We start from the raw sequence: 18,381 nt of genomic DNA, 5'->3' as shown, positions 1-18,381 counted from the left end.
GGGCCGGGGCGGCGCATACCGCCCCGGCCATTCCCCCGAAGACCGCCCCACGCGACAGGGACACCCCGCATGCTCGGCTATCTCATCCGCAGGCTCGCCCAGGCTGTCGTCGTGGTCTTCGCCATGTCGATCATCGTCTTCACCGGCGTCTATGCCATCGGCAACCCGATCGACGTGATGATCGATCCCGGCGCGACCGCCGAGATCCGCGAGAAGCTGATCGCGCAATACGGGCTCGACCAGCCGCTGTGGCGGCAATATTTCACCTTCCTCGCCAACGTGGCCCAGGGCGATATGGGCACCTCGATGGTCTACAACATTCCCGTCGTGGACCTGGTGTTCTCGCGCCTGCCCGCGACGCTGGAGCTGGTGTTCGTGTCGGTCTGCATCGCGACCTTCATCGGCATCCCCGCCGGGCTTTACGCCGGCTATCGGCCTGACAGCGTGGCCGCCAAGCTGATCATGGCGCTGTCGGTGCTGGGCTTTTCGGTGCCGACCTTCTGGATCGGCATGCTGCTGATCATGACCTTCGCGGTGAACCTGGGCGTCCTGCCATCGGGCGGCCGCGGAGACGTGGGATCGCTGCTGGGCATCCCCACCTCGCTCGCCACGCTCGACGGGTGGAGCCACGTGATCATGCCCGCGCTGAACCTGTCGCTGTTCAAGATGGGCCTGATGATCCGCCTGACCCGCGCCGGCATGGTCGAGGCGATGCGCACCGATTACGTGAAGTTCGCCCGCGCGCAGGGGCTGACGGATCGCGAGATCATCTTCAGCCACGTCCTGCGCAACATCTCGATCCCCATCGTCACGGTGTTCGGGCTGGAGCTCGGATCGACGCTGGCCTTCGCCGTGGTGACCGAAAGCGTGTTCACCTGGCCCGGCGTCGGCAAGCTTATCATCGACTCGATCCTGCAACTCGACCGGCCGGTCATGGTGACGTATCTCGTGCTGGTGGTGATCCTGTTCGTCCTGATCAACCTGACCGTGGACCTGGTCTATGCCCGGCTTGACCCGCGGGTGCGTCTGAAAGGGGGCAGCTGATGTCCGATACCCTGACGCCCGAAGGCAACGTCACGGCCACGGCCTCGGCCGCGCCGGCCGAGACGCGGGCCAGCCGGTTGCGCGACTTCTGGTCCGACTACCGCCGCTCGCCCATCGCCGTGCTGTCGCTGGCCGTCGTGGTGCTGCTGGCCGCGCTCAGCTTCGGCGCGCCGCTGGTCGCGCCGCAGGACCCTTACGACATGGCCGCGCTCGACTGGCTCGACGCGTTCCTGCCGCCGGGCACCGAGGGCTCGGGCGGATACACGCACCTGCTGGGCACCGACAACGCCGGGCGCGACATGCTGTCGGCCATCCTTTACGGCCTGCGCACGTCCTTCGTGATCGGGCTCAGCGCCGGGGCGCTGGCGCTGATGGTGGGGATCTGCGTGGGGCTCAGCGCGGCCTATTTCGGCGGGCGGCTGGAAAGCCTGCTGATGCGGGTCGTGGACCTGCAACTGTCCATGCCCGCGATCCTGCTGGCGCTGGTGCTGGTCGCCATGCTGGGGCAGGGGGTCGGGCAGATCATCCTGGCGCTGGTGGTGGCGCAATACGCCTATTTCGCCCGCACCACCCATGGCGCGGCCACGGTCGAGCGCGGCAAGGACTATATCGAGGCCGCCCGCTCGACCCCGTTGCCGACCCGCCGGGTGCTGTTCCGCCACCTGCTTCCGAACGTGCTGCCGCCGCTGATCGTGGTGGCGACGGTCCAGGTCGCCAGCGCCATCGCGCTCGAAGCGACGCTCAGCTTTCTCGGCGTGGGCCTTCCCCTGACCGAGCCGTCGCTGGGCTCGCTCATCTCCAACGGTTTCAAATACATCCACACGGACCGCACATGGCTTTCGATCTATCCCGGCATCTTCCTGATGATCACCGTGGTCGCCATCAACCTGGTGGGCGATCAGGTGCGTCACGTCCTGGACCCGAAGAACCAGCGATGACCGCCGCACTGGACGTCCGGGGCCTGACCACCCGGTTCGAAACCCGGGGCGCCACCGTGACGGCCGTCAACGACGTGAGCTTCGCGGTCGAGCCGGGGCGCATCCTGGGCCTCGTCGGCGAAAGCGGCTCGGGCAAGAGCGTGACCGGCTTCTCGATCCTCGGGCTCATCGACAGCCCGGGCGAGATCGCGGCGGGCGAGGTCCGGATCGACGGCGACGACCTGCGCGCCATGTCGCCCGACCAGTTGCGCCGCATGCGCGGGCGCAAGGTCTCGATGGTGTTCCAGGACCCGATGATGACGCTGAACCCGGTGCTGCGGGTGGGCGACCAGATGGCCATGGCCGTGCGCGTGCACGACCGCGTGTCGAAACGGGCCGCGTGGGACCGCGCGCGCGTGGCGCTCGAGACCGTGGGCATCCCGGCGCCGGCGGAACGGCTGCGCGCCTATCCCCACCAGCTTTCGGGCGGGATGCGCCAGCGGGTCGCCATCGCCACGGCGCTGCTGCACCGCCCCTCGGTCATCATCGCGGACGAGCCGACCACCGCGCTTGACGTGTCGATCCAGGGCCAGATCCTGGCCGAGGTCCGGCGACTGGCCGACGAGACAGGCACCGCCATCGTCTGGATCACCCACGACCTGGCGGTGGTGTCGTCGCTGGCCGACGATATCTGCGTCATGTACGCGGGCCGCATCGTGGAAAGCGGCACGGCCGAGCAGGTGATCGGCCATCCGCGCCACCCCTACACCAGGGGCCTGATCGACAGCGTGCCGTCGCGCGGCCAACCGGGCGAGGCGCTGCCGCAGATCCCCGGCTCGACACCGCAGCTGGCCGACCTGCCCACGGGCTGCGCCTTCCGGCCCCGCTGTTCCCGCGCGTCCGAGTTGTGCCGGACCGACCCGCCATTGATCGGCAAGGACCACACCGCGCTCTGCCATCACCCGATCGAGGAGCCCGCGCCATGAGCCTTCTGCGCGTCGATGCCGTGTCGAAACGGTTCAGCCGCATGCCCGGCCTGCTGGGCCGCGCCGCCGACCGCCTGACCGGGCGCAACTCGGCCGAGGTGGTGCACGCGCTGACCGAGATCGATTTGCGTGTGGAACGGGGAGAAGTGCTGGGGCTCGTGGGCGAAAGCGGGTGCGGCAAGTCCACGCTCGGGCGGATCGTGTCGGGGATCTATTCCCCCAGCGACGGCGCCGTGACCCTTGCCGGCAAGCCCGTCGCACGCGATGTCGGCGGCGACACACGCAAGCTGACGACGGCGGTGCAGATGATCCACCAGGATCCCTTCGCCAGCCTCGATCCCCGCATGAAAGTGGGCGAGACCATTTCCGAGGGGCCGCGCCTGCACGGGCTGTGGACCGCGGCCGAGGCGCCCGAGCGGGTGCGCGCGCTGCTGGCGCAGGTGGGGCTCGATGGCGGCTATGCCACGCGGCTGCCGCACCAGTTCTCGGGCGGGCAGCGGCAGCGCATCGCGATCGCCCGCGCGCTGGCCATGGAGCCGGACCTGCTGGTGCTGGACGAGGCCGTCGCCTCGCTCGATGTTTCGATCCAGGCGCAGGTGCTGAACCTCTTCCTCGACCTGCGGCGCGAGCTGGACCTGACCGCGCTGTTCATCAGCCACGACCTGAGCGTCGTGCGCCATGTCTGCGACCGCGTGGCGATCATGTATCTGGGCCGCGTGGTCGAACTGGCCAGGGCCGAGGATCTGTACGAGGTGCCGCAGCACCCCTACACCAAGGCGCTTTTCGCGTCCGTGCCGACGCTGGGCACCGGGCGGGCGGCGTTCCAGCCCATCAAGGGCGAGATTCCGTCGCCGCTGAACCCGCCCAAGGGCTGCGCCTTCCATCCGCGTTGTCCGTTCGCCGGCCCGCGCTGCAAGGCCGAGGTGCCCCGGCTGACCAACGCGCCCACGGGGCAGGTGGCCTGCCACCTGAACGACGGCGGCACCGGGGCGCGCGCCGCGGCATGAGCGATTTCGCAACGCTGTCGGGTCGGGTGAACGACCTTCTTTGCGCGGTGAACGCGCTGCAATGGGACGCGCGGGTGATGATGCCCGCGGCCGCCGCGGCCAGCCGCGGCCAGCAGATTGCGACCCTGAAGGGCATGGCGCGCGAGCTGATCCTGTCGCCCGAGATGGCCCGTGCCACCGACGCGGCGCTGGACACGGCCACGACCGAGACCGAGCGTCGCGCGGCCCGCGCCATGGCCGACGCGCGCGACCACCACGCCCGCATCCCCGCCGACCTGTTGCAGGCCCAGGCCGAGCAGGCGGCCAGCGCCAATGCCGCGTGGGTGGCCGCGCGCCGCGATGCCGATTTCACGGTGTTCCAGCCCTATCTCGCCCGCAGCATCGAGCTTGCCCGCGCGCAGTCCGACGCGCTGGGCTTCGACGCGCATCCCTATGACCCCTGGGTCGCCCTGTTCGAGCCGGGCGAGACGGCGGCAAGCATCGCGGCCCTGTTCGACCGGCTGCGCGACGGGATCCTGCCCATCCTCGACGCGGCGCGCGGGCGGCCCCGGCCGCGCACCGATTTCCTGTCGCGCCACTTTCCCGCCGCCGCGCAGCAGGCGCTCTGCCGCGATCTCGCGGCGCGCGTGGGCTTCGACTTCTCGCGCGGGCGGCTCGATACCACGGTGCACCCGTTCGAGATCAGCCAGACCCATGCGGACGTGCGGATCACCGCCCGGTGGGAGGAGACCTACCTGCCCATGGCGATCTTCGGCACCCTGCACGAGGTCGGTCACGGGCTCTATGAGCAAGGCATCGACCCGGACCTCGCGCGCGGACCGCTGGCCACCGACCTGCCGGGTCTCTACGCCGTGGGCGGCACCAGCTTCGGAATGCACGAAAGCCAGTCGCGCCTGATCGAGAACCACGTGGGCCGCGCGCCGGCCTTCTGGCAGGCCCATTTCGGGCTTTTGCGCGACGCCTTTCCCGACCAGCTGTCGGACGTGTCGCTCGAGGAATGGCTCGCGGCGATCAATTCGCCACGGCCGGGGTTCATCCGGATCCAGGCCGACGAGCTGACCTATGACCTGCACATCATGCTGCGCGTGCGGCTGGAGATGGCGCTGCTCGACGGCAGCCTTGCCGTCGCCGACCTGCCCGAGGCATGGAACGCCGCCATGCGCGACGACCTGGGGCTCGAGGTGCCGGATGACGGGCAGGGCTGCCTGCAGGACGTGCACTGGTCGCACGGCTATTTCGGGTCGTTCCCGACCTATACCATCGGCAACATGACGGCGGCGCACCTGTTCGAGACGGTGTCGCGCGATCCCGAGGTGGCGGCCGGGTTGTCCGACGCCGACTACGCGCCCTTGCGCGCCGCGTTGGGGCGGCATGTCTGGCGGCACGGCCGGTCCAGGACCCGCGCCGAGATCATTCGCGACGCGGGGGCCGCGGGCGCGCCCGAGGACGCGTATCTGCGCCACCTGTCCACGCGGTTCGGCTGACGCGCGTCAGCGCGATTTGGGCGCAACCGGCGGCCACATGCGCGAAAACACGCCGTCGCGCTTCAGCAGGCCATGCTGGAGGGCGGCAAGCACATGCACACCCAGGATCAGGCTGATCGCCCATGCGCCGTAGAAATGCACCGCCTTGGCGGTGTCGGCCAGCGCCTCGGACTTGGGGACAAGGAAGGGCGCGTTCACTGCGTTCAGCGCCTCGATCGGGAAGCCGCCGGCGATCACCCGCACGTAGCCCGCCACCGGCATCACGATCAGCAGAATATAAAGCGCAGTGTGGCTGGCCGCTGCCGCGCGGGCCTGCCAGGCGGGCAGGTGCGCGGGCAGGGGCGGCGTCGGGGTGAGCAGGCGATAGGCGATGCGCAGCACCGCGAGCAGCCCCACCAGCACGCCCACGTTCTTGTGAAAGATGAACAGCCGATTCTGCACGGTGCGGCTCAACCCCTCCTGCACCATGAGCCAGCCCGCGACGATCATCGCGATGACCAGAAGGGCCATGATCCAGTGAAACAGGCGTGCGGTGGTCGCGTATCCTTGGGGCGTCCGGCTCATGGCGATCCTCGCGGTTTTCAGCCGACGGGCAGGGACCCTGCGGCAGTGCCATTGGGCGGCACTTGACCCCGCCCGCTTTGCGCTAACCTATCATTCATGAGCCTGTTACACACGGATTTTTCCCGACCGGCCCCGGCCATTGCGCGCACCCGCGCGGTGACCTCCCCGGCGTGGCGCTTTGCCGCCGCCGCGCTGCTGGGCGCGTGGGGCGTCGCGCTGTTGGCGACGTGGCTCATGCAGGGGGACACGGGCGCCACGGGCGTCGCCACGGCCGCGTATCTCGCCGCCTGCGCCTTCGTCGGCCACCGGATCCAAAGGGCCTATCCCCACGACGCGCTGGGCTGGTGCAACCTTGTCACCCTGGCGCGGATGGGGATGGCCGCCGCGCTGATCGTGCCGGTCCTCGATCCCGGCGTCAGCGGCTGGGCGGTGATCGCGCTTGCCGTTGTGGCGCTGTCGCTTGACGGGGTGGACGGGTGGCTCGCGCGCCGGCAGAACCTGTGCTCCGATTTCGGCGCCCGCTTCGACATGGAGGTGGACGCGGCCCTTGCCGCGCTTCTGGCGCTGAACGCGCTTGCCGCCGGGCAGGCCGGGCCGCTGGTCCTGATCCTCGGGGTGCCGCACTACCTGTTCCTCGTCTCGGGCTGGATGATGCCGTGGATGGCGCGGCCGCTGCCGCAGCGGCTGGGGCGCAAGGCCGGCTGCGTGCTCCAGATCGCCGCGCTGATCGTGGTGCAGGTGCCCGCGATCTCCCCGACGCTCGCCACCCTGGCGGTGGGTATCGCGGTGCTGGCGCTGGCCTGGTCTTTCGGCCGCGACATCCACTGGCTCTGGCGCAGGCGCGCAGGGTGAGCCCGGGGCGCCTTGTGGGGCCCGTCCTGCTGCTGCTGTCGGCCCTTCTTCTTCACCTGCTCCTGATCCAGCCCAACCATCCCGGCGCGATGACGTGGCAGGCGCTTTTCCTGTTTCCGCTGGAGCTTCCTGCCATCCTGCTCGCCCTGATCGCGGCCTCGGGGCGGGTGGCGTTCGTCTCGCGGTTGGCGGTGACGGTGCTGCTCTGCCTGCTCGCGGTCCTGAAGGCGGCGGATTTCGCCTTCTTCACGGCGCTGGGGCGCGGATTCAACCCGGTGGCCGATATCGTGCTGGTCGGCGCGGGGTTCCGGCTGCTGTCGGGCGCCATCGGCCTTGTTCCGGCGATCCTGGCGGCGGTCGGCGCGGTGATCGCCACCGCCTTGGTGGTGCGCGCCACCTGGTGGGCCACCGGCGTCTGGGCGCGGGTGCAGCCGCCCATGCTGGCGCGCGGGGCCGCGGGCGCAGCCGCGATCGCCGCCGCCGGCGTCGCGGTGGGCGAGATCGGACAGACCATGGGCCGCTGGCGGCTGCCCGTCGATCCGCCGGGCGCCGCCTTCACCGCCCGCGTCGCGGTCGAACGCGTCGGGCTGGCGCGGCGCACGCTGGCCGAACTGCGCGATTTCCGCATCGCCGCGCTGCGCGATCCCATGGCCGAGCGCGACGATCTTTTCGACCTGATCGACCGCGACGTGCTGCTGGTCTTCGTCGAAAGCTATGGCCGGGCCAGCCTTGATACGGATCTCTATGCCGCGACGCACCGCCAGACCTTGCGCGACGGGGCCCGGCGGTTGGAGGCGGCGGGGCTAGCCATGGCCTCGGGCTTCGTGTCGGCGCCGACGCAGGGCGGGCAGAGCTGGCTGTCGCATGCGACCTTCGCCAACGGGCTGTGGGTGAACGGCCAGACCAAGTATTCCGCCGTGCTCGCCTCGGGGCGCGAGACGCTGTTCCACCTGGCCGCCCGCTCGGGGTTTCACACCGCCGCCGTCATGCCGCAGATCACGCTGGACTGGCCCGAGTCCGCCGTCATGGGCTTCGATACCATCCTGGCCGCCGCCGACCTGGGCTATGAGGGTCCGGCCTTCAACTGGGTGACCATGCCCGACCAGTTCACCTTCGCCGCGCTGGACCGGCTGGTGCGGGATCCCATCGACCAGCCGGTCTTCGCCCAGCTCGCCACCGGGTCGTCGCACGCGCCCTGGGTGCCCGTGCCCGAACTGGTGGAGTGGGACGCCATCGGCGACGGGCGCATTTTCCAGCTGATGGTCGAGGGAGCCCCGACCCCGGAAGAGGTCTGGCGCGATCGCGACCGGGTTCGCGAGCAGTATCGCAAGGCGGTCGACTACGCGCTGTCCAACGTGATCGACTATGCCGCGCGCCACGCCGACGACCCGCCGCTGATGATCGTGACGGGTGACCACCAGGCCGCCGATTTCGTGGCGCTGGACGATCGCAGCGATGTGCCGGTTCACGTTATCGGCCCCCCGGAGCTGGTGGCGCAGGTGCGGGATTGGGGCTGGCGGCCCGGCCTGGTCCCGGCACCGGACACGCCGGTGATCGGCATGGACCGGATGCGCGACCGTCTGATCGGCGCGTTCACCAGCGGCCTGGCCGCCATCCCGCTGGGGGGCTGAGCGTGCCGCGCTTGCCCGGGTGGTTGCGCCGCGTGGCGCAGGTCGCGGTGGCGGTTCTGCTGCTGGGGCTGCTGTGGCGTTATGCCGGCGGGGGCGAGGCGCTGGATCGGCTGCGGCAGGCGCAGCCCGGCTGGCTGCTCGCCGCCTGGGTTGCGCTGATGGCCCAAACCGTGCTGTCGGCCATGCGCTGGCGACTGACGGCCGCGCAGCTGGGCATTGGCATGAGCCGGGGCCGCGCGCTGTCGGAATACTTCGAGGCGCAGCTTCTGAACCAGTCGATCCCCGGCGGCGTTCTGGGCGACGCGCGCCGGGCGGTGCGGGCGCGCGACCAGGCGGGCATGTGGGCGGCGGGGCAGTCGGTGGTGATCGAACGCCTGGCGGGGCAGGTGGGCCTCTTCTTATGCCTGGCCATCGGCTTCGCTGCCACACTCGCTCTGCCCGGGCGGATCGACTGGCCCGGCTGGCTGGCCGTAGCCATCGCGCTGGGCCTTCTGGCCGCGGCCCTCGTGCCGCCCGGGCTGGCCTGGCTCGCGCGCCGAAACGACCGCGCACGCGCCATCTGGCGACCCGTGGCGCACGCGCTGCTGGCGCCGCAGGTGCTCCGCGCGCAGCTGGTCCTGAGCCTCGGCACCGCGCTGTGCAACCTCGCGGGCTTCGCGCTGGCCGCGCGGGCGGTGGGGGCCGGACTTGGGCCCATCGAGACGCTGACGCTGGTGCCGCTGATCCTGCTTTCCATGCTCATCCCGCTTTCCATCAGCGGGTGGGGATTGCGCGAAGGGGCGGCTGCGGTGCTGTTCCCGCTGGCGGGGTTGTCGGCCAGCGCGGGGCTCGCGGCGAGCGTCACCTTCGGGCTGCTTCTGATCGCGTCGGCGCTGCCCGGCGTGGCGGTGCTGCTGCTGCGCAGACCAACCCCGGCCTGACCCGCCGGGTCAGCTTCCGGCGACGCGGCGCGGCTTGGCGTGGACCGGGTCCAGCGCGGCTTGCGCGTCGGGCGCCAGCGCGCAATCGAAGACCACGTCCGATCCCAGCGAGAACACGCGTGTTTCGGGACGCAGCGCGTCGGACAGTTTCTCGGTCGGGTGGGGCAGGGTCAGGCCCAGTTGCCCGCCGCCGATCAGCAGGGGCGCGACCGAGACCTGGAGGCGCGTCAGGCACCCGGCCTCGATGAAATGCGAAATGGTCGTGCCGCCGCCCTCGATCAACAGGGATTGCAGGCCCAGGGCGTGCAGCGCCGCCAGGATCTCGGCCGGGTCGAACGCACCGTCCGGCGCGGCAAGGCGGACCACCTCGACCCCGTCGGGCCGCGGCAGATCGACGCCCTGTATGACGATGCGGCGCGTGGCCTGGCAGTGCAGGAGCGGCGCGTCGTTGGGCAGCCGTCCGCGCGGGTCGATGACCACGCGCACGGGGCTGGGACCGGGGCAGAGCCGCACGGTCAGGCGCGGCGTGTCGTGCAGCGCGGTGCCGACCCCGATGACCACGCCGTCGACCAGCGCCCGCATCCGGTGCAGATGGGCCAGACCGTCCGGCCCCGAGATATCGCGTGCATCGCCCGTGACGGTGGCCACGCGCCCGTCCAGCGATTGACCGATCTGGGCAACAGTCATGGGGCCGAGGTCGCGCCGGGCGAGGGGGCCGTAGAGCGCAAGCGCCGCGCGTTCACCGGGGGACCAGCTGCCGCAACAGGTGCAGAACCGTCCGTCTCGCACGGCAAGGAGGCGCTCCCAGACGCGTTCGGTGACCTCGATCGGCTCCATCACGCCCCTCCGCCGGGTATGGCCAGCAGGTCGATGTGACCCACGCGGCATTCGGCATTGCCGGCGGCGGCCACGCGCCGCTGGCCCCATTCCCCCGCGCCGGCGGCCCCCGCGATGCCGCGCACCAGCTCGGCCTGCAGCGCGGCGGCGTCGGGGCCCAGCCGCCACGGGCTGCGGGCGGTCCGGACGTCGAAGCCGGCGGCCTCGAAAGCCGCGGCACTGCGGTCGCCCGCCTCGGGCCCCATGGCGGGGCCGAAGCCCTTGTCGGTCTGCTGATCGGCATTGAACGTGTCGGTCACCGCCGCGTCTTCGGGGTCGAGCGGGGTCCAGCCCATGTGCCCGTCGTAGGACAGCGCGGCGTAGAACGGCACGTCCAGCCGTGCCGCGAGGGCGCGCACCCAGTCCTCGGACGCAAGGTCCAGCAGGGCCGAGGCGGTCACGATGGTCACGTCCTCCAGCGGTAGGTCCTCGAGCCGTTGCAGGTCCAGCTCGTGGGTTTGCGCCCCGTCGCCGGCGGCGGCCGCGGCGTGGGGCAGAAGGTCCGGGTCGTTGTCCACCAGGTGCCATTTCGCGGATGCGGGCAGGTGCGGCCCGAGGGCGCGCACGGTGGCGCCGGTGCCGCAGCCCAGGTCCAGCACGACCGGATCGGGGCCCGCCGCCGCGGCCGCCTGCCGCAGCAGCGTCGCGTCCCGCGCCGCCATGTCGGCGGGTTCGCGCAGGGACAGCCAGTCGGCGGAAAATCCCATGCCTAGACCTCGCCCTCGTACCAGGCGCGGGCCACGTGGCTTTCGTGGAGCAGGATCCGCAGCTTGCGCAGCCGCCCGCCGTCCTTCAGGTGTCCCTGCTTCACGAACTCGGCCATGCCGTCGAAGATGTGGCGGCACAGGAACTCGGTCGTGGTGAACTTGCCCTTGAACTCGGGCACTTCGTCCAGGTTCTGGTAGCGCAGCGGCTCGAGCACCTTCGAAAGCCCCTCGGTGGCCAGGCCGATATCGACGACCAGGCCGTGCTCGTCGATGTCTTCGGTGAAGAAGGCGGCGTCTACGGTGAAGGTCGCCCCGTGCATCCCCTGCGCGGGGCCGAACACGGGCGATGGCAGAGAATGGCCGATCATGATGTGGTCTCGGACTTCGACGGCGAACATGGTTGCTCCTTAAATTGGGTCGTAACGGACGCGGTGGCACAGGGTCGCGGGGTCGCCCAGGATCGCGCCATACCGTTCGGGCAGGTCGGCGAACGCCGTCTCGCCCGAGATGAGGATATCGAGCCGCGGGTCGCGCAGCAGGTTCAGGGCCATGCCCAGTCGGCGGGCGTAGTCCCAGCGCGCGCGCCGGTGCGGGGGCACCTGCCCGACCTGCGATCCGATGATCCGCAGGCGGCGGCTGTGGAACGCGCCGCCCAGCGGGGCGGCGACCGTGCCGCTGCCGTACCAGCTGGCCTCGACCACGGCGGCCTCGACCCCCGCGCAGTCGATGGCAGAGGCCAGCCCTTCAGCGGTTGCTGACGTGTGGATGACGACGTCGCAGTCGCGCGGGGCCGCCTCGGGGCTTGCGAATTCGCAGTCCAGCGTGCGGGCCGGCATCGCCCGGTCCGCGTTGACGTCGACCAGCGTGACCTCGGCCCCCGGAAGACGCGCGGCCAGGTAGCCTGTCAGCGTGCCGACCAGCCCGGCCCCGACCACGGCGATCTGGTCACCGGCCCCCGCGCCGCTGTCCCACAGGATGTTCAGCGCGGTTTCCATGTTGGCGCCCAGCACGGCACGGTCGGCGGGCAGCCCGTCGGGCAGGGGCGTCAGCGCCTCGGCGGGCAGGCGGAATTGCGTCTGGTGCGGGTAGAGCGCGAAGACCTCCTGCCCCTCGCGTGGACCCTCGAGCACGCGGCCCACGGCGGCGTAGCCGTATTTGACCGGAAACGGGAAATCGCCCTCCTGCGCGGGCGCGCGCATGCGTCCCGCCTCGCTGTCGGGCACGCGGCCCTGGAACACCAGCCGCTCGGTCCCGCGGCTGATCCCGGTATATAGGGTTCCGACCGCGATGCCGTCGCCCACCGCGCCCGCGCGCGCACTGACGACGCCCGGTGCGTCGCACCACAGCGCGGTGGCGTGCATGTTCATGGCAGCAGGTGCCCCGACCGGGCCGCCTTCGTCGCCAGGTAGTGCGCGTTCAGCGCCGAGCGTCCGACCTGCAACGGCACGCGTTCGACCACGTCGATGCCGTGCTCGGTCAGGCGGGCGATCTTGGCGGGATTGTTGGTCATCAGCCGCACGCGCGAGATGCCAAGGGCGTGCAGCATCTGCGCGCCGATGCGGAAGTCGCGCTGGTCGTCGTCGAAGCCCAGCCACTGGTTCGCGTCGACGGTGTCCAGCCCGGCGTCCTGCAGGTTGTAGGCGCGCATCTTGTTGGCCAGGCCGATGCCGCGTCCCTCCTGGTTGAGATACAGCAGCACCCCGCCCGCGGAGTCGCCCATCGTGGTCATGGCTGCCCGCAACTGCGGGCCGCAATCGCACTTGCGGCTGCCCAGAACGTCACCGGTGAAACAGGCCGAGTGCAGGCGCACGAGGACGGGCTGCGAGAAATCCGGCTGTCCGACCTCGACCGCCGAGTGTTCGCGTCCACCACCCTCGGCCCGGAAGACATGGACGCGGCCGGTCTCGGAGCTGTCGGTGGGCAGGGGCGCCGCGCTGACGCGGCCGTGCGAGGCCGACGTCCCGAGCGCGGCAAGGATGTCACCCGCGGCGATGGTCAGAAGGCCAAGCCGCGCGGCCTCGGCACGCGCGGCGCCCAGCGGCACCACGACGGCCGCCGGGAGCAGTTCCTCGGCCTTGGCCAGGCCCACGGCGGCGGCATGCAGGTCCGAGCCGGGCTCGGCCGCCGCGGGCGGCACGGGCGTGACGGGCGCCAGGGTGGCCATGCCGCCCGCCATGGTGCGGATGGCCGCCGCGGTGCCGACGCGGGCCAGCGGCAGCCGCATGACGCTGCCGGTGCCCGGCGCGGGATGCGCGCCCAGGGCCACGGCGCGGTGGTCGGTCAGCGCCAGCTCGACCGGGCCGAGCGACGACAGGGCGGCCAGGCGCGCGTCCGACAGCGGCTCGACCAGCGCGACAAGCGCGGAGCGCGTGCCGTCGGTTACCAAGACCGGCAGGCCCATGCGCAGGTCGCCCCGCGCCCGCGCCAGTTTCTCGGTCCCGCGCGGGGCGAGAGCCGCGATGCCGGTGTCGTCATCCGCGGCGGGGTGTCTGAAGATCTGCAAGGCCGTGGTCCAATCGCTACTCAATCTGGAAGATCAACTTAGGCGGGCTGGGACCAAGGCAAGCTGTGCGACGTGTTTCCGCCCACCCGCGGGGTGAGGCCACTGGACGCAGGGCGGGGCGCGCTAAATGCCCCTGAACCAATGATTCATCGCAAAGGCGCCCCGATGCAGCACTGGCTGGGCTTTCTGAGGTCGTTCCTGATCTATCACAACCCCGTGACGATTGCGGCCTGGCGGCGGTTCTATCGCGGCGTTTTGACGCCGGGGGACCTGGTCTTCGACGTGGGCGCGCACATGGGAACGCGGGCCCGGGCCATGCGGGCGGCGGGCGCCCGGGTCGTCGCCTTCGAGCCGCAGGCCCCTTTCGCCGGGTTCCTGCGCCGCACGCTGCCGCGCGACATCACCCTGGTCGAGGCCGCCATCGGCGCCGAGGAGACCGTGGCCGAGATGGCCGTGTCGTCGCGCCACCCGACCGTGTCGTCGCTGGCCACCGGCTTCGTCGGCGGCGCGTCGCAGGCGCACGGGTTCGAGCATGTCAGCTGGGACCGGCGCCAGCAGGTGCAGATGGTGACGCTGGATGGCCTGATCGCGCGTCACGGGATGCCGTCCTACGTGAAGATCGACGTCGAGGGCTTCGAGATCGAGGTCCTGTCGGGCCTGTCGCAGCCGTTGCCGATGCTGTCGGTCGAATACCTGCCCGCCTTCCCCAAGCTCACCGTCGGCGTGATCGACCGGCTGTGCGCGCTGGGCGACTATCGCTTCAACCCCGTGCAGGGCGAGACGGGCGCGTTCCTCTGGCCCGATTGGCGCGATGCCGATGCCGCGAAGGCCTGGCTGGCCGGTCTGCCCGAGGACGCGGAGTCCGGCGATCTTTTCGCCCGGCTCGCGTCGCACTAAGGACGTCACCCCCCGCGGATGATCCGGGCGAAAGGCGTGAACAGGTTCGGGCCGGCGGCGACGACGTCGCCCGTCGTCTCGGGCGGGCCGTCGGGCGTCCAGCCCTCGACCCGCGCCCCGGCGGCCCGCAGCAGGACGAGCCCGGCCGCGATGTCCCATGGCTGCAACCGCCGTTCCCAGAACCCGTCCAGCCGCCCGGCCGCCACGTAGGCGAGGTCCAGCGCCGCCGCGCCGAATCGTCGCACCCCGGCGCAATGCGGGGCGATCCGGGCGATATCTGCCGCGTGGTCGTCGATATGGGGCATGTCGCCAAAGGGGATGCCGGTCCCGAACAGCGCCGCGGTCATGTCGCCACCCGGGGACGGCGCGATGGGGGCACCGTTCAGGGTGGCGGGACCGTCGCGGGTGGCGGCGAAGGTCTCGCCGCGCAGCGGGTCATGCACGACGCCGAGCGCGAGGCCGCCGTCATCCTCCAGCGCGATGGACACCGCGAAATGGCCCAGACCGTGCAGGAAGTTCGTCGTGCCATCCAGCGGGTCGACGATCCAGCGGCGCGCGGCGGGCGCGCCGGCGCCGGTTTCCTCGCCCAGCCAGCCGTCCCCGGGGCGGGCGGCCTGCAACCGGTCACGCAGGTGCCGCTCGGACGCGAGGTCGGCCTGCGATACGAAATCGCCGACCCGCTTGGATTGTGGCTGCAAGGTCGCGCGGTTCTGCCAGTGATGGCGCAGGATGTCCCCCGCTTCGCGCGCAAGCTCCACGGCCAGCGCAAGGTCTTCTTCTCGTCCGCTCATGCCGCCCGCCCCGTCACGCGGTCGAGAACGGCCAGCAGGCCCCGCCCGGTGTCGTCCCAGCTGGAAAGGTCACGGGCGGCGCTGCGCGCGGCCTCGACGGCACCCGCGTGGGCCACGGGATCGCTCAACAGGCCGCGCAGCGCGGTCGCGAAGGCGGCGGGATCGTCGGGCGGCACCAGCCGGCCCGCATCGGGCGGCACGGTGCCCGGCACCGCGCCCGCCGTGGTCGCGACGATGGGCAGACCGTTCAGCAGCGCCTCGTCGAAGACGATCCCGTACCCCTCGTACCGGGTGGCCAGCGCGAACAGGTGGGCCCGGTCGTAGAGATCGCGCAGCCGGTCGTCGGGGACCCGGCCCGCGATCTCGACCCGGCCGGTCAGCCCCGCGCCGGCGATGCGGTCGCGCAGCCGGGTTTCGAAGCCGTCCTGCCAGGGCGCGCCGACGATCACCGCGTGCCACTTCAGATCACAAAGCATCGCCAGCGCGTCGACAAGCGTGTCGTGCCCCTTGCGCGGGTGGAGCAGCCCCACGGACAGGATCAGCGGCGGGTCGTCCTTCGCCCTTTCGGTCGACGGCCGCGGCGCACCGCTGCGGCCCGGGCGCAGGACGGTCAGGTCATTCTCTGCAACGCCGTAATCGGCCAGCAGCACGTCGCGGATATGCGGGCTGGGGACGATCACATGCGCGGCGCGGGCGAGGTTGCGCCGCTCCTGCGCGGCAAGGCGCGCGGCGGTCTCGGGGGGCAGGTCGCTTTCGTGGGCCAGCGGATGGTGGACCAGGGCCACGATGGGCGCCGGGATCCGCGCGACCGCGGCGTCTGGCAGGGCGCCGTAGGCCAGCCCGTCGATGATAACGACCTCGTTGCCGGGCAGGGCGGCCAGCATGTCGGCCGCCTGCGCCATCTCGGCGTCGGTCGGGAAGGGGAAATCGCCCGGCAGGACCACGGGCCGCATGCCGTGGCCGGCGCGGCGCACGGCCTCGATCAGGCTGCGGTCGTAGTGGTATCCGCCGGTGGTGGCGTTCAGGTCGCCGGGAACGGCAAAGGCCGCGTCATGGGGCAAGATATTTCTCCCTGGATCGCTTGGAAGGCTTAGGGCGCGGCAGGGGCCGGGCAATGGGCGCGCGTGCGGTGGCGTCCGGGTCGCGCCTGTTTTCGCGGCACGGATGCGTGAAATTGCGTCAGCTTCTTCGGGGGCCGGGTGGCTTGTGTGTCGTCGCGGCGAATTTCGCGCCGCCGATCCAGGCGGTTTTCGCCGGTTTTTCGGCCTGCCGGGCCCCGTGCCGCGGGACGCCGAAACCGTAGAAAGGATTTGACACGGCGGCGTCGCTGCGATGACAGTGCGGAAAGTGAAACGTTTCAATTCACGCCGAACACCACGGACTGCCCCAACCCGGAGCGACCTGACATGACCGAGACGCTGAAGCTGTCGATGGAGGGAATCGTCAAACGGTTCGGCGGCGTCGTGGCCCTGGACCACGTCGACTTCGAGCTGCGCCGGGGCGAGGTCATGGCGCTGGTGGGCGACAACGGGGCCGGCAAGTCGACGCTGATCAAGACGCTGGCCGGCGCCCACATGGCCGACGAGGGCGTCATGCGGCTGGACGGTGAGCCGGTGCGCTTCACCTCGCCGCAGGATGCCTGGTCGCGCGGCGTCGCCACGATTTTCCAGGAACTGGCCCTGGCCGGGAAGATGACCATCGCCGACAATATTTTCCTCGGCCGCGAGATCACCCGCAGCGTGGCCGGCATCCCGTTCCTCGATCGCCGCGCCATGCATCGCCGCTCGCGCGAGCTGCTGGAAGAGCTCGACGTCCACGTGCCCGACATCCACACTTGGGTCGAATACCTCTCGGGCGGTCAGCGGCAGGGCGTCGCCATCGCGCGCGCACTGAACATCGACGCCGATGTCATCGTCATGGACGAACCCACCGCCGCGCTGGCCGTGGCCGAGGTGCGCAAGGTGCTGGAGTTCATCAAGACCCTGCGGCGCCAGGGCAAGTCCGTCATCCTTATCTCGCACAACGTGCAGGATGTTTTCGAGGTGTCCGACCGGATCACCGTGCTCAGGCGCGGTCAGCGGATCGGGCTGCTCGAAACCCAGAAAACCACCCCCGAAGAGGTGGTCGGCTACATCACCGGAGCGGCCGAGACCAAACGGCGCCCGGTTGCGGCCGGTTGAACCAAGACAAACCCATCACGGAGGTCTTTCCATGTCACTGACGAAATCACTGTCGCTGGGCGCCGCACTGGGGCTTGCCACAGCAATCCCCGCCGCCGCGCAGGACGACACCACGCAGATCGCGTTCATCCCCCAGATCGCGGGCATTCCCTATTACGTCGCGATGGAGGAGGGCGCGCAGCGCGCGGCCGAGGAGCTGGGCGTCGAGTACGTCCAGGAAGGTCCGACCAGCACCAACGCGGCGGACCAGCTGCGCATCTTCGAAAGCTTCGTGAACCAGGGCTTCGACGTCATCGCGATCTCGCCCCTGGACGAGGAAACCCTGAAGCCCGCCATCGCGCGCGCGCTCGAGGCCGGGATCGTCGTGCTCACCTCGGACGCGGACGCGCCGGGCAGCGACCGGCAGTTCTTCGTCGCGCAGGCCCTGGACCAGGACCTGGGCTACACCCTGCTGGACGAGGCGGTCGAGCGCATCGGCGAAAGCGGCAAGATCGCGATCGTCTCGGACTCGCCCACCATCCAGTCGATGCAGAACTGGATCGCCGCCATCGAGGAACGCGCGGCCGAGGCCTATCCCGAGATCGAGATCGTGTCGGTCGACCACACCGACGGCACGGCGCAGCGGGCCTACCAGTTCGCCACCGACGCCATGACGCGGAACCCCGACCTGAAGGCGGTCCTGGGCATGGCTTCGACCACCTGCCCGGGCATCGCCCAGGCGGTCGAGGCCGCCGGGCTGGTGGGCGAGGTGCTGACCGCCGGCTATTGCTCGCCCAACACCGCGCGCGAATACATCAAGTCGGGCGCCATGCCCTTCTCGGTGCTGTGGAACCCGGCCGAGCTGGGCTACCTGACCGTCTGGGTCGGCGACCACCTGGTCGATGGCGGCGAGATCACCGAGGATTTCGAGGTCGACGGCCTGGAGCAGACTATCCAGTACCTGCCCGAGAACGACGTGATCCTGCTGGGACCGCCCGCCGTGTTCACCGAAGAGAATGTGGACGACTTTGACTTCTGAAGCC

The 18,381-nt window shown here is 70.8% G+C and carries 19 protein-coding genes; 11 read left to right on the top strand and 8 right to left on the bottom strand.

Annotated features, from left to right (window positions below):
- Positions 1-69: 69 nt before the first annotated feature.
- Genes BUB76_RS16475 through BUB76_RS16455 form a run of 5 tightly spaced genes read left to right on the top strand, consistent with a single transcriptional unit; the run spans position 70 to position 5,438 of the window.
- On the top strand, positions 70-1,044 hold the full coding sequence (locus BUB76_RS16475; RefSeq protein ID WP_073130290.1) for an ABC transporter permease: 975 nt from the start codon (positions 70-72) through the stop codon (positions 1,042-1,044).
- On the top strand, positions 1,044-1,982 hold the full coding sequence (locus BUB76_RS16470) for an ABC transporter permease (RefSeq protein WP_073130286.1): 939 nt from the start codon (positions 1,044-1,046) through the stop codon (positions 1,980-1,982). The genes BUB76_RS16475 and BUB76_RS16470 overlap by 1 nt, the downstream gene beginning before the upstream one ends.
- Positions 1,979-2,947, top strand: coding sequence for an ABC transporter ATP-binding protein (locus BUB76_RS16465; RefSeq protein ID WP_073130284.1), 969 nt, complete (start codon positions 1,979-1,981; stop codon positions 2,945-2,947). Before BUB76_RS16470 ends, BUB76_RS16465 begins: the two co-directional genes overlap by 4 nt.
- Entirely contained in the window at positions 2,944-3,954 is a 1,011-nt protein-coding gene (locus BUB76_RS16460) for an ABC transporter ATP-binding protein (protein WP_073130281.1), read from the top strand. Before BUB76_RS16465 ends, BUB76_RS16460 begins: the two co-directional genes overlap by 4 nt.
- A complete protein-coding gene (locus tag BUB76_RS16455) occupies positions 3,951-5,438 on the top strand; it encodes a carboxypeptidase M32 (RefSeq protein ID WP_073130277.1) in 1,488 nt (495 codons plus the stop codon). The genes BUB76_RS16460 and BUB76_RS16455 overlap by 4 nt, the downstream gene beginning before the upstream one ends.
- A 6-nt stretch (positions 5,439-5,444) precedes the next feature.
- On the opposite strand, the gene BUB76_RS16450 is transcribed toward BUB76_RS16455, so the two are convergent.
- Positions 5,445-6,002, bottom strand: coding sequence for a cytochrome b (locus tag BUB76_RS16450; RefSeq protein WP_073130274.1), 558 nt, complete (start codon positions 6,000-6,002; stop codon positions 5,445-5,447).
- Positions 6,003-6,098: 96 nt separating this feature from the next.
- Here BUB76_RS16450 and BUB76_RS16445 point away from each other — a divergent pair, with 96 nt between their 5' ends.
- The 3 genes from BUB76_RS16445 to BUB76_RS16435 are packed head-to-tail and all read left to right on the top strand — an operon-like array spanning position 6,099 to position 9,405.
- Entirely contained in the window at positions 6,099-6,854 is a 756-nt protein-coding gene (locus tag BUB76_RS16445; RefSeq protein WP_084140727.1) for a CDP-alcohol phosphatidyltransferase family protein, read from the top strand.
- Positions 6,851-8,485 carry a sulfatase-like hydrolase/transferase gene (locus BUB76_RS16440; RefSeq protein ID WP_236737947.1) on the top strand — a complete coding sequence of 545 codons (1,635 nt, stop codon included), beginning with the start codon at positions 6,851-6,853 and terminating at the stop codon, positions 8,483-8,485. The genes BUB76_RS16445 and BUB76_RS16440 overlap by 4 nt, the downstream gene beginning before the upstream one ends.
- Positions 8,486-8,487: 2 nt before the next feature.
- Entirely contained in the window at positions 8,488-9,405 is a 918-nt protein-coding gene (locus tag BUB76_RS16435; protein ID WP_236737946.1) for a lysylphosphatidylglycerol synthase transmembrane domain-containing protein, read from the top strand.
- 9 nt (positions 9,406-9,414) lie between these two features.
- Here the strand turns inward: BUB76_RS16435 and BUB76_RS16430 are convergent, their stop codons facing one another.
- From BUB76_RS16430 to ribA, 5 genes are read right to left on the bottom strand one after another with little or no spacing between them, the layout of a single operon-like run.
- Positions 9,415-10,242, bottom strand: coding sequence for a RibD family protein (locus BUB76_RS16430; RefSeq protein WP_073130270.1), 828 nt, complete (start codon positions 10,240-10,242; stop codon positions 9,415-9,417).
- The gene (locus tag BUB76_RS16425) at positions 10,242-10,988 is read right to left on the bottom strand and encodes a class I SAM-dependent methyltransferase (protein ID WP_073130267.1); all 747 of its coding nucleotides are present in this window, start codon (positions 10,986-10,988) and stop codon (positions 10,242-10,244) included. The genes BUB76_RS16430 and BUB76_RS16425 overlap by 1 nt, the downstream gene beginning before the upstream one ends.
- Positions 10,989-10,990: 2 nt before the next feature.
- On the bottom strand, positions 10,991-11,386 hold the full coding sequence (locus tag BUB76_RS16420; RefSeq protein WP_073130264.1) for a 6-pyruvoyl trahydropterin synthase family protein: 396 nt from the start codon (positions 11,384-11,386) through the stop codon (positions 10,991-10,993).
- A 9-nt stretch (positions 11,387-11,395) separates the two neighbouring features.
- Positions 11,396-12,355 carry a zinc-dependent alcohol dehydrogenase gene (locus tag BUB76_RS16415; RefSeq protein ID WP_236737945.1) on the bottom strand — a complete coding sequence of 320 codons (960 nt, stop codon included), beginning with the start codon at positions 12,353-12,355 and terminating at the stop codon, positions 11,396-11,398.
- Positions 12,352-13,515, bottom strand: coding sequence for a GTP cyclohydrolase II (gene ribA, locus BUB76_RS16410; RefSeq protein WP_308417684.1), 1,164 nt, complete (start codon positions 13,513-13,515; stop codon positions 12,352-12,354). Before ribA ends, BUB76_RS16415 begins: the two co-directional genes overlap by 4 nt.
- Before the next feature lie 141 nt (positions 13,516-13,656).
- On the opposite strand from ribA, the gene BUB76_RS16405 reads away from it, so the two are divergent.
- The gene (locus BUB76_RS16405) at positions 13,657-14,388 is read left to right on the top strand and encodes an FkbM family methyltransferase (protein WP_084140726.1); all 732 of its coding nucleotides are present in this window, start codon (positions 13,657-13,659) and stop codon (positions 14,386-14,388) included.
- 5 nt (positions 14,389-14,393) lie between these two features.
- On the opposite strand, the gene BUB76_RS16400 is transcribed toward BUB76_RS16405, so the two are convergent.
- Together BUB76_RS16400 and BUB76_RS16395 are read right to left on the bottom strand one after the other, a co-directional pair.
- Entirely contained in the window at positions 14,394-15,179 is a 786-nt protein-coding gene (locus BUB76_RS16400) for an inositol monophosphatase family protein (protein WP_073130258.1), read from the bottom strand.
- A complete protein-coding gene (locus BUB76_RS16395) occupies positions 15,176-16,240 on the bottom strand; it encodes a glycosyltransferase family 4 protein (RefSeq protein ID WP_073130255.1) in 1,065 nt (354 codons plus the stop codon). The genes BUB76_RS16400 and BUB76_RS16395 overlap by 4 nt, the downstream gene beginning before the upstream one ends.
- Positions 16,241-16,585: 345 nt before the next feature.
- Between BUB76_RS16395 and BUB76_RS16390 the strand changes: the two genes are divergently transcribed.
- Both BUB76_RS16390 and BUB76_RS16385 read left to right on the top strand, forming a co-directional pair.
- Positions 16,586-17,359, top strand: coding sequence for an ATP-binding cassette domain-containing protein (locus BUB76_RS16390; protein WP_073130252.1), 774 nt, complete (start codon positions 16,586-16,588; stop codon positions 17,357-17,359).
- Between the two features lie 31 nt (positions 17,360-17,390).
- Positions 17,391-18,377, top strand: a complete 987-nt coding sequence (locus BUB76_RS16385) for an autoinducer 2 ABC transporter substrate-binding protein (protein WP_073130247.1) — start codon at positions 17,391-17,393, stop codon at positions 18,375-18,377.
- Positions 18,378-18,381: the final 4 nt, after the last annotated feature.

It is taken from the genome of Palleronia salina (genome assembly GCF_900141995.1).
Taxonomy (GTDB): domain Bacteria; phylum Pseudomonadota; class Alphaproteobacteria; order Rhodobacterales; family Rhodobacteraceae; genus Palleronia; species Palleronia salina.
The sequence above is the reverse complement of the archived record's forward strand: the minus strand, read 5'-3'. Positions and strand labels throughout refer to the sequence as shown.

Excerpts from the sequence above, each read along its gene's own strand:
- BUB76_RS16475 (WP_073130290.1), top strand. The coding sequence starts at position 70 with ATGCTCGGCTATCTCATCCGCAGGCTCGCCCAGGCTGTCGTCGTGGTC.
- BUB76_RS16470 (WP_073130286.1), top strand. The coding sequence starts at position 1,044 with ATGTCCGATACCCTGACGCCCGAAGGCAACGTCACGGCCACGGCCTCG.
- BUB76_RS16465 (WP_073130284.1), top strand. The coding sequence starts at position 1,979 with ATGACCGCCGCACTGGACGTCCGGGGCCTGACCACCCGGTTCGAAACC.
- BUB76_RS16460 (WP_073130281.1), top strand. The coding sequence starts at position 2,944 with ATGAGCCTTCTGCGCGTCGATGCCGTGTCGAAACGGTTCAGCCGCATG.
- BUB76_RS16455 (WP_073130277.1), top strand. The coding sequence starts at position 3,951 with ATGAGCGATTTCGCAACGCTGTCGGGTCGGGTGAACGACCTTCTTTGC.
- BUB76_RS16450 (WP_073130274.1), bottom strand. The coding sequence starts at position 6,002 with ATGAGCCGGACGCCCCAAGGATACGCGACCACCGCACGCCTGTTTCAC.
- BUB76_RS16445 (WP_084140727.1), top strand. The coding sequence starts at position 6,099 with ATGAGCCTGTTACACACGGATTTTTCCCGACCGGCCCCGGCCATTGCG.
- BUB76_RS16430 (WP_073130270.1), bottom strand. The coding sequence starts at position 10,242 with ATGGAGCCGATCGAGGTCACCGAACGCGTCTGGGAGCGCCTCCTTGCC.
- BUB76_RS16425 (WP_073130267.1), bottom strand. The coding sequence starts at position 10,988 with ATGGGATTTTCCGCCGACTGGCTGTCCCTGCGCGAACCCGCCGACATG.
- BUB76_RS16420 (WP_073130264.1), bottom strand. The coding sequence starts at position 11,386 with ATGTTCGCCGTCGAAGTCCGAGACCACATCATGATCGGCCATTCTCTG.
- BUB76_RS16415 (WP_236737945.1), bottom strand. The coding sequence starts at position 12,355 with ATGAACATGCACGCCACCGCGCTGTGGTGCGACGCACCGGGCGTCGTC.
- BUB76_RS16405 (WP_084140726.1), top strand. The coding sequence starts at position 13,657 with ATGCAGCACTGGCTGGGCTTTCTGAGGTCGTTCCTGATCTATCACAAC.
- BUB76_RS16400 (WP_073130258.1), bottom strand. The coding sequence starts at position 15,179 with ATGAGCGGACGAGAAGAAGACCTTGCGCTGGCCGTGGAGCTTGCGCGC.
- BUB76_RS16390 (WP_073130252.1), top strand. The coding sequence starts at position 16,586 with ATGACCGAGACGCTGAAGCTGTCGATGGAGGGAATCGTCAAACGGTTC.
- BUB76_RS16385 (WP_073130247.1), top strand. The coding sequence starts at position 17,391 with ATGTCACTGACGAAATCACTGTCGCTGGGCGCCGCACTGGGGCTTGCC.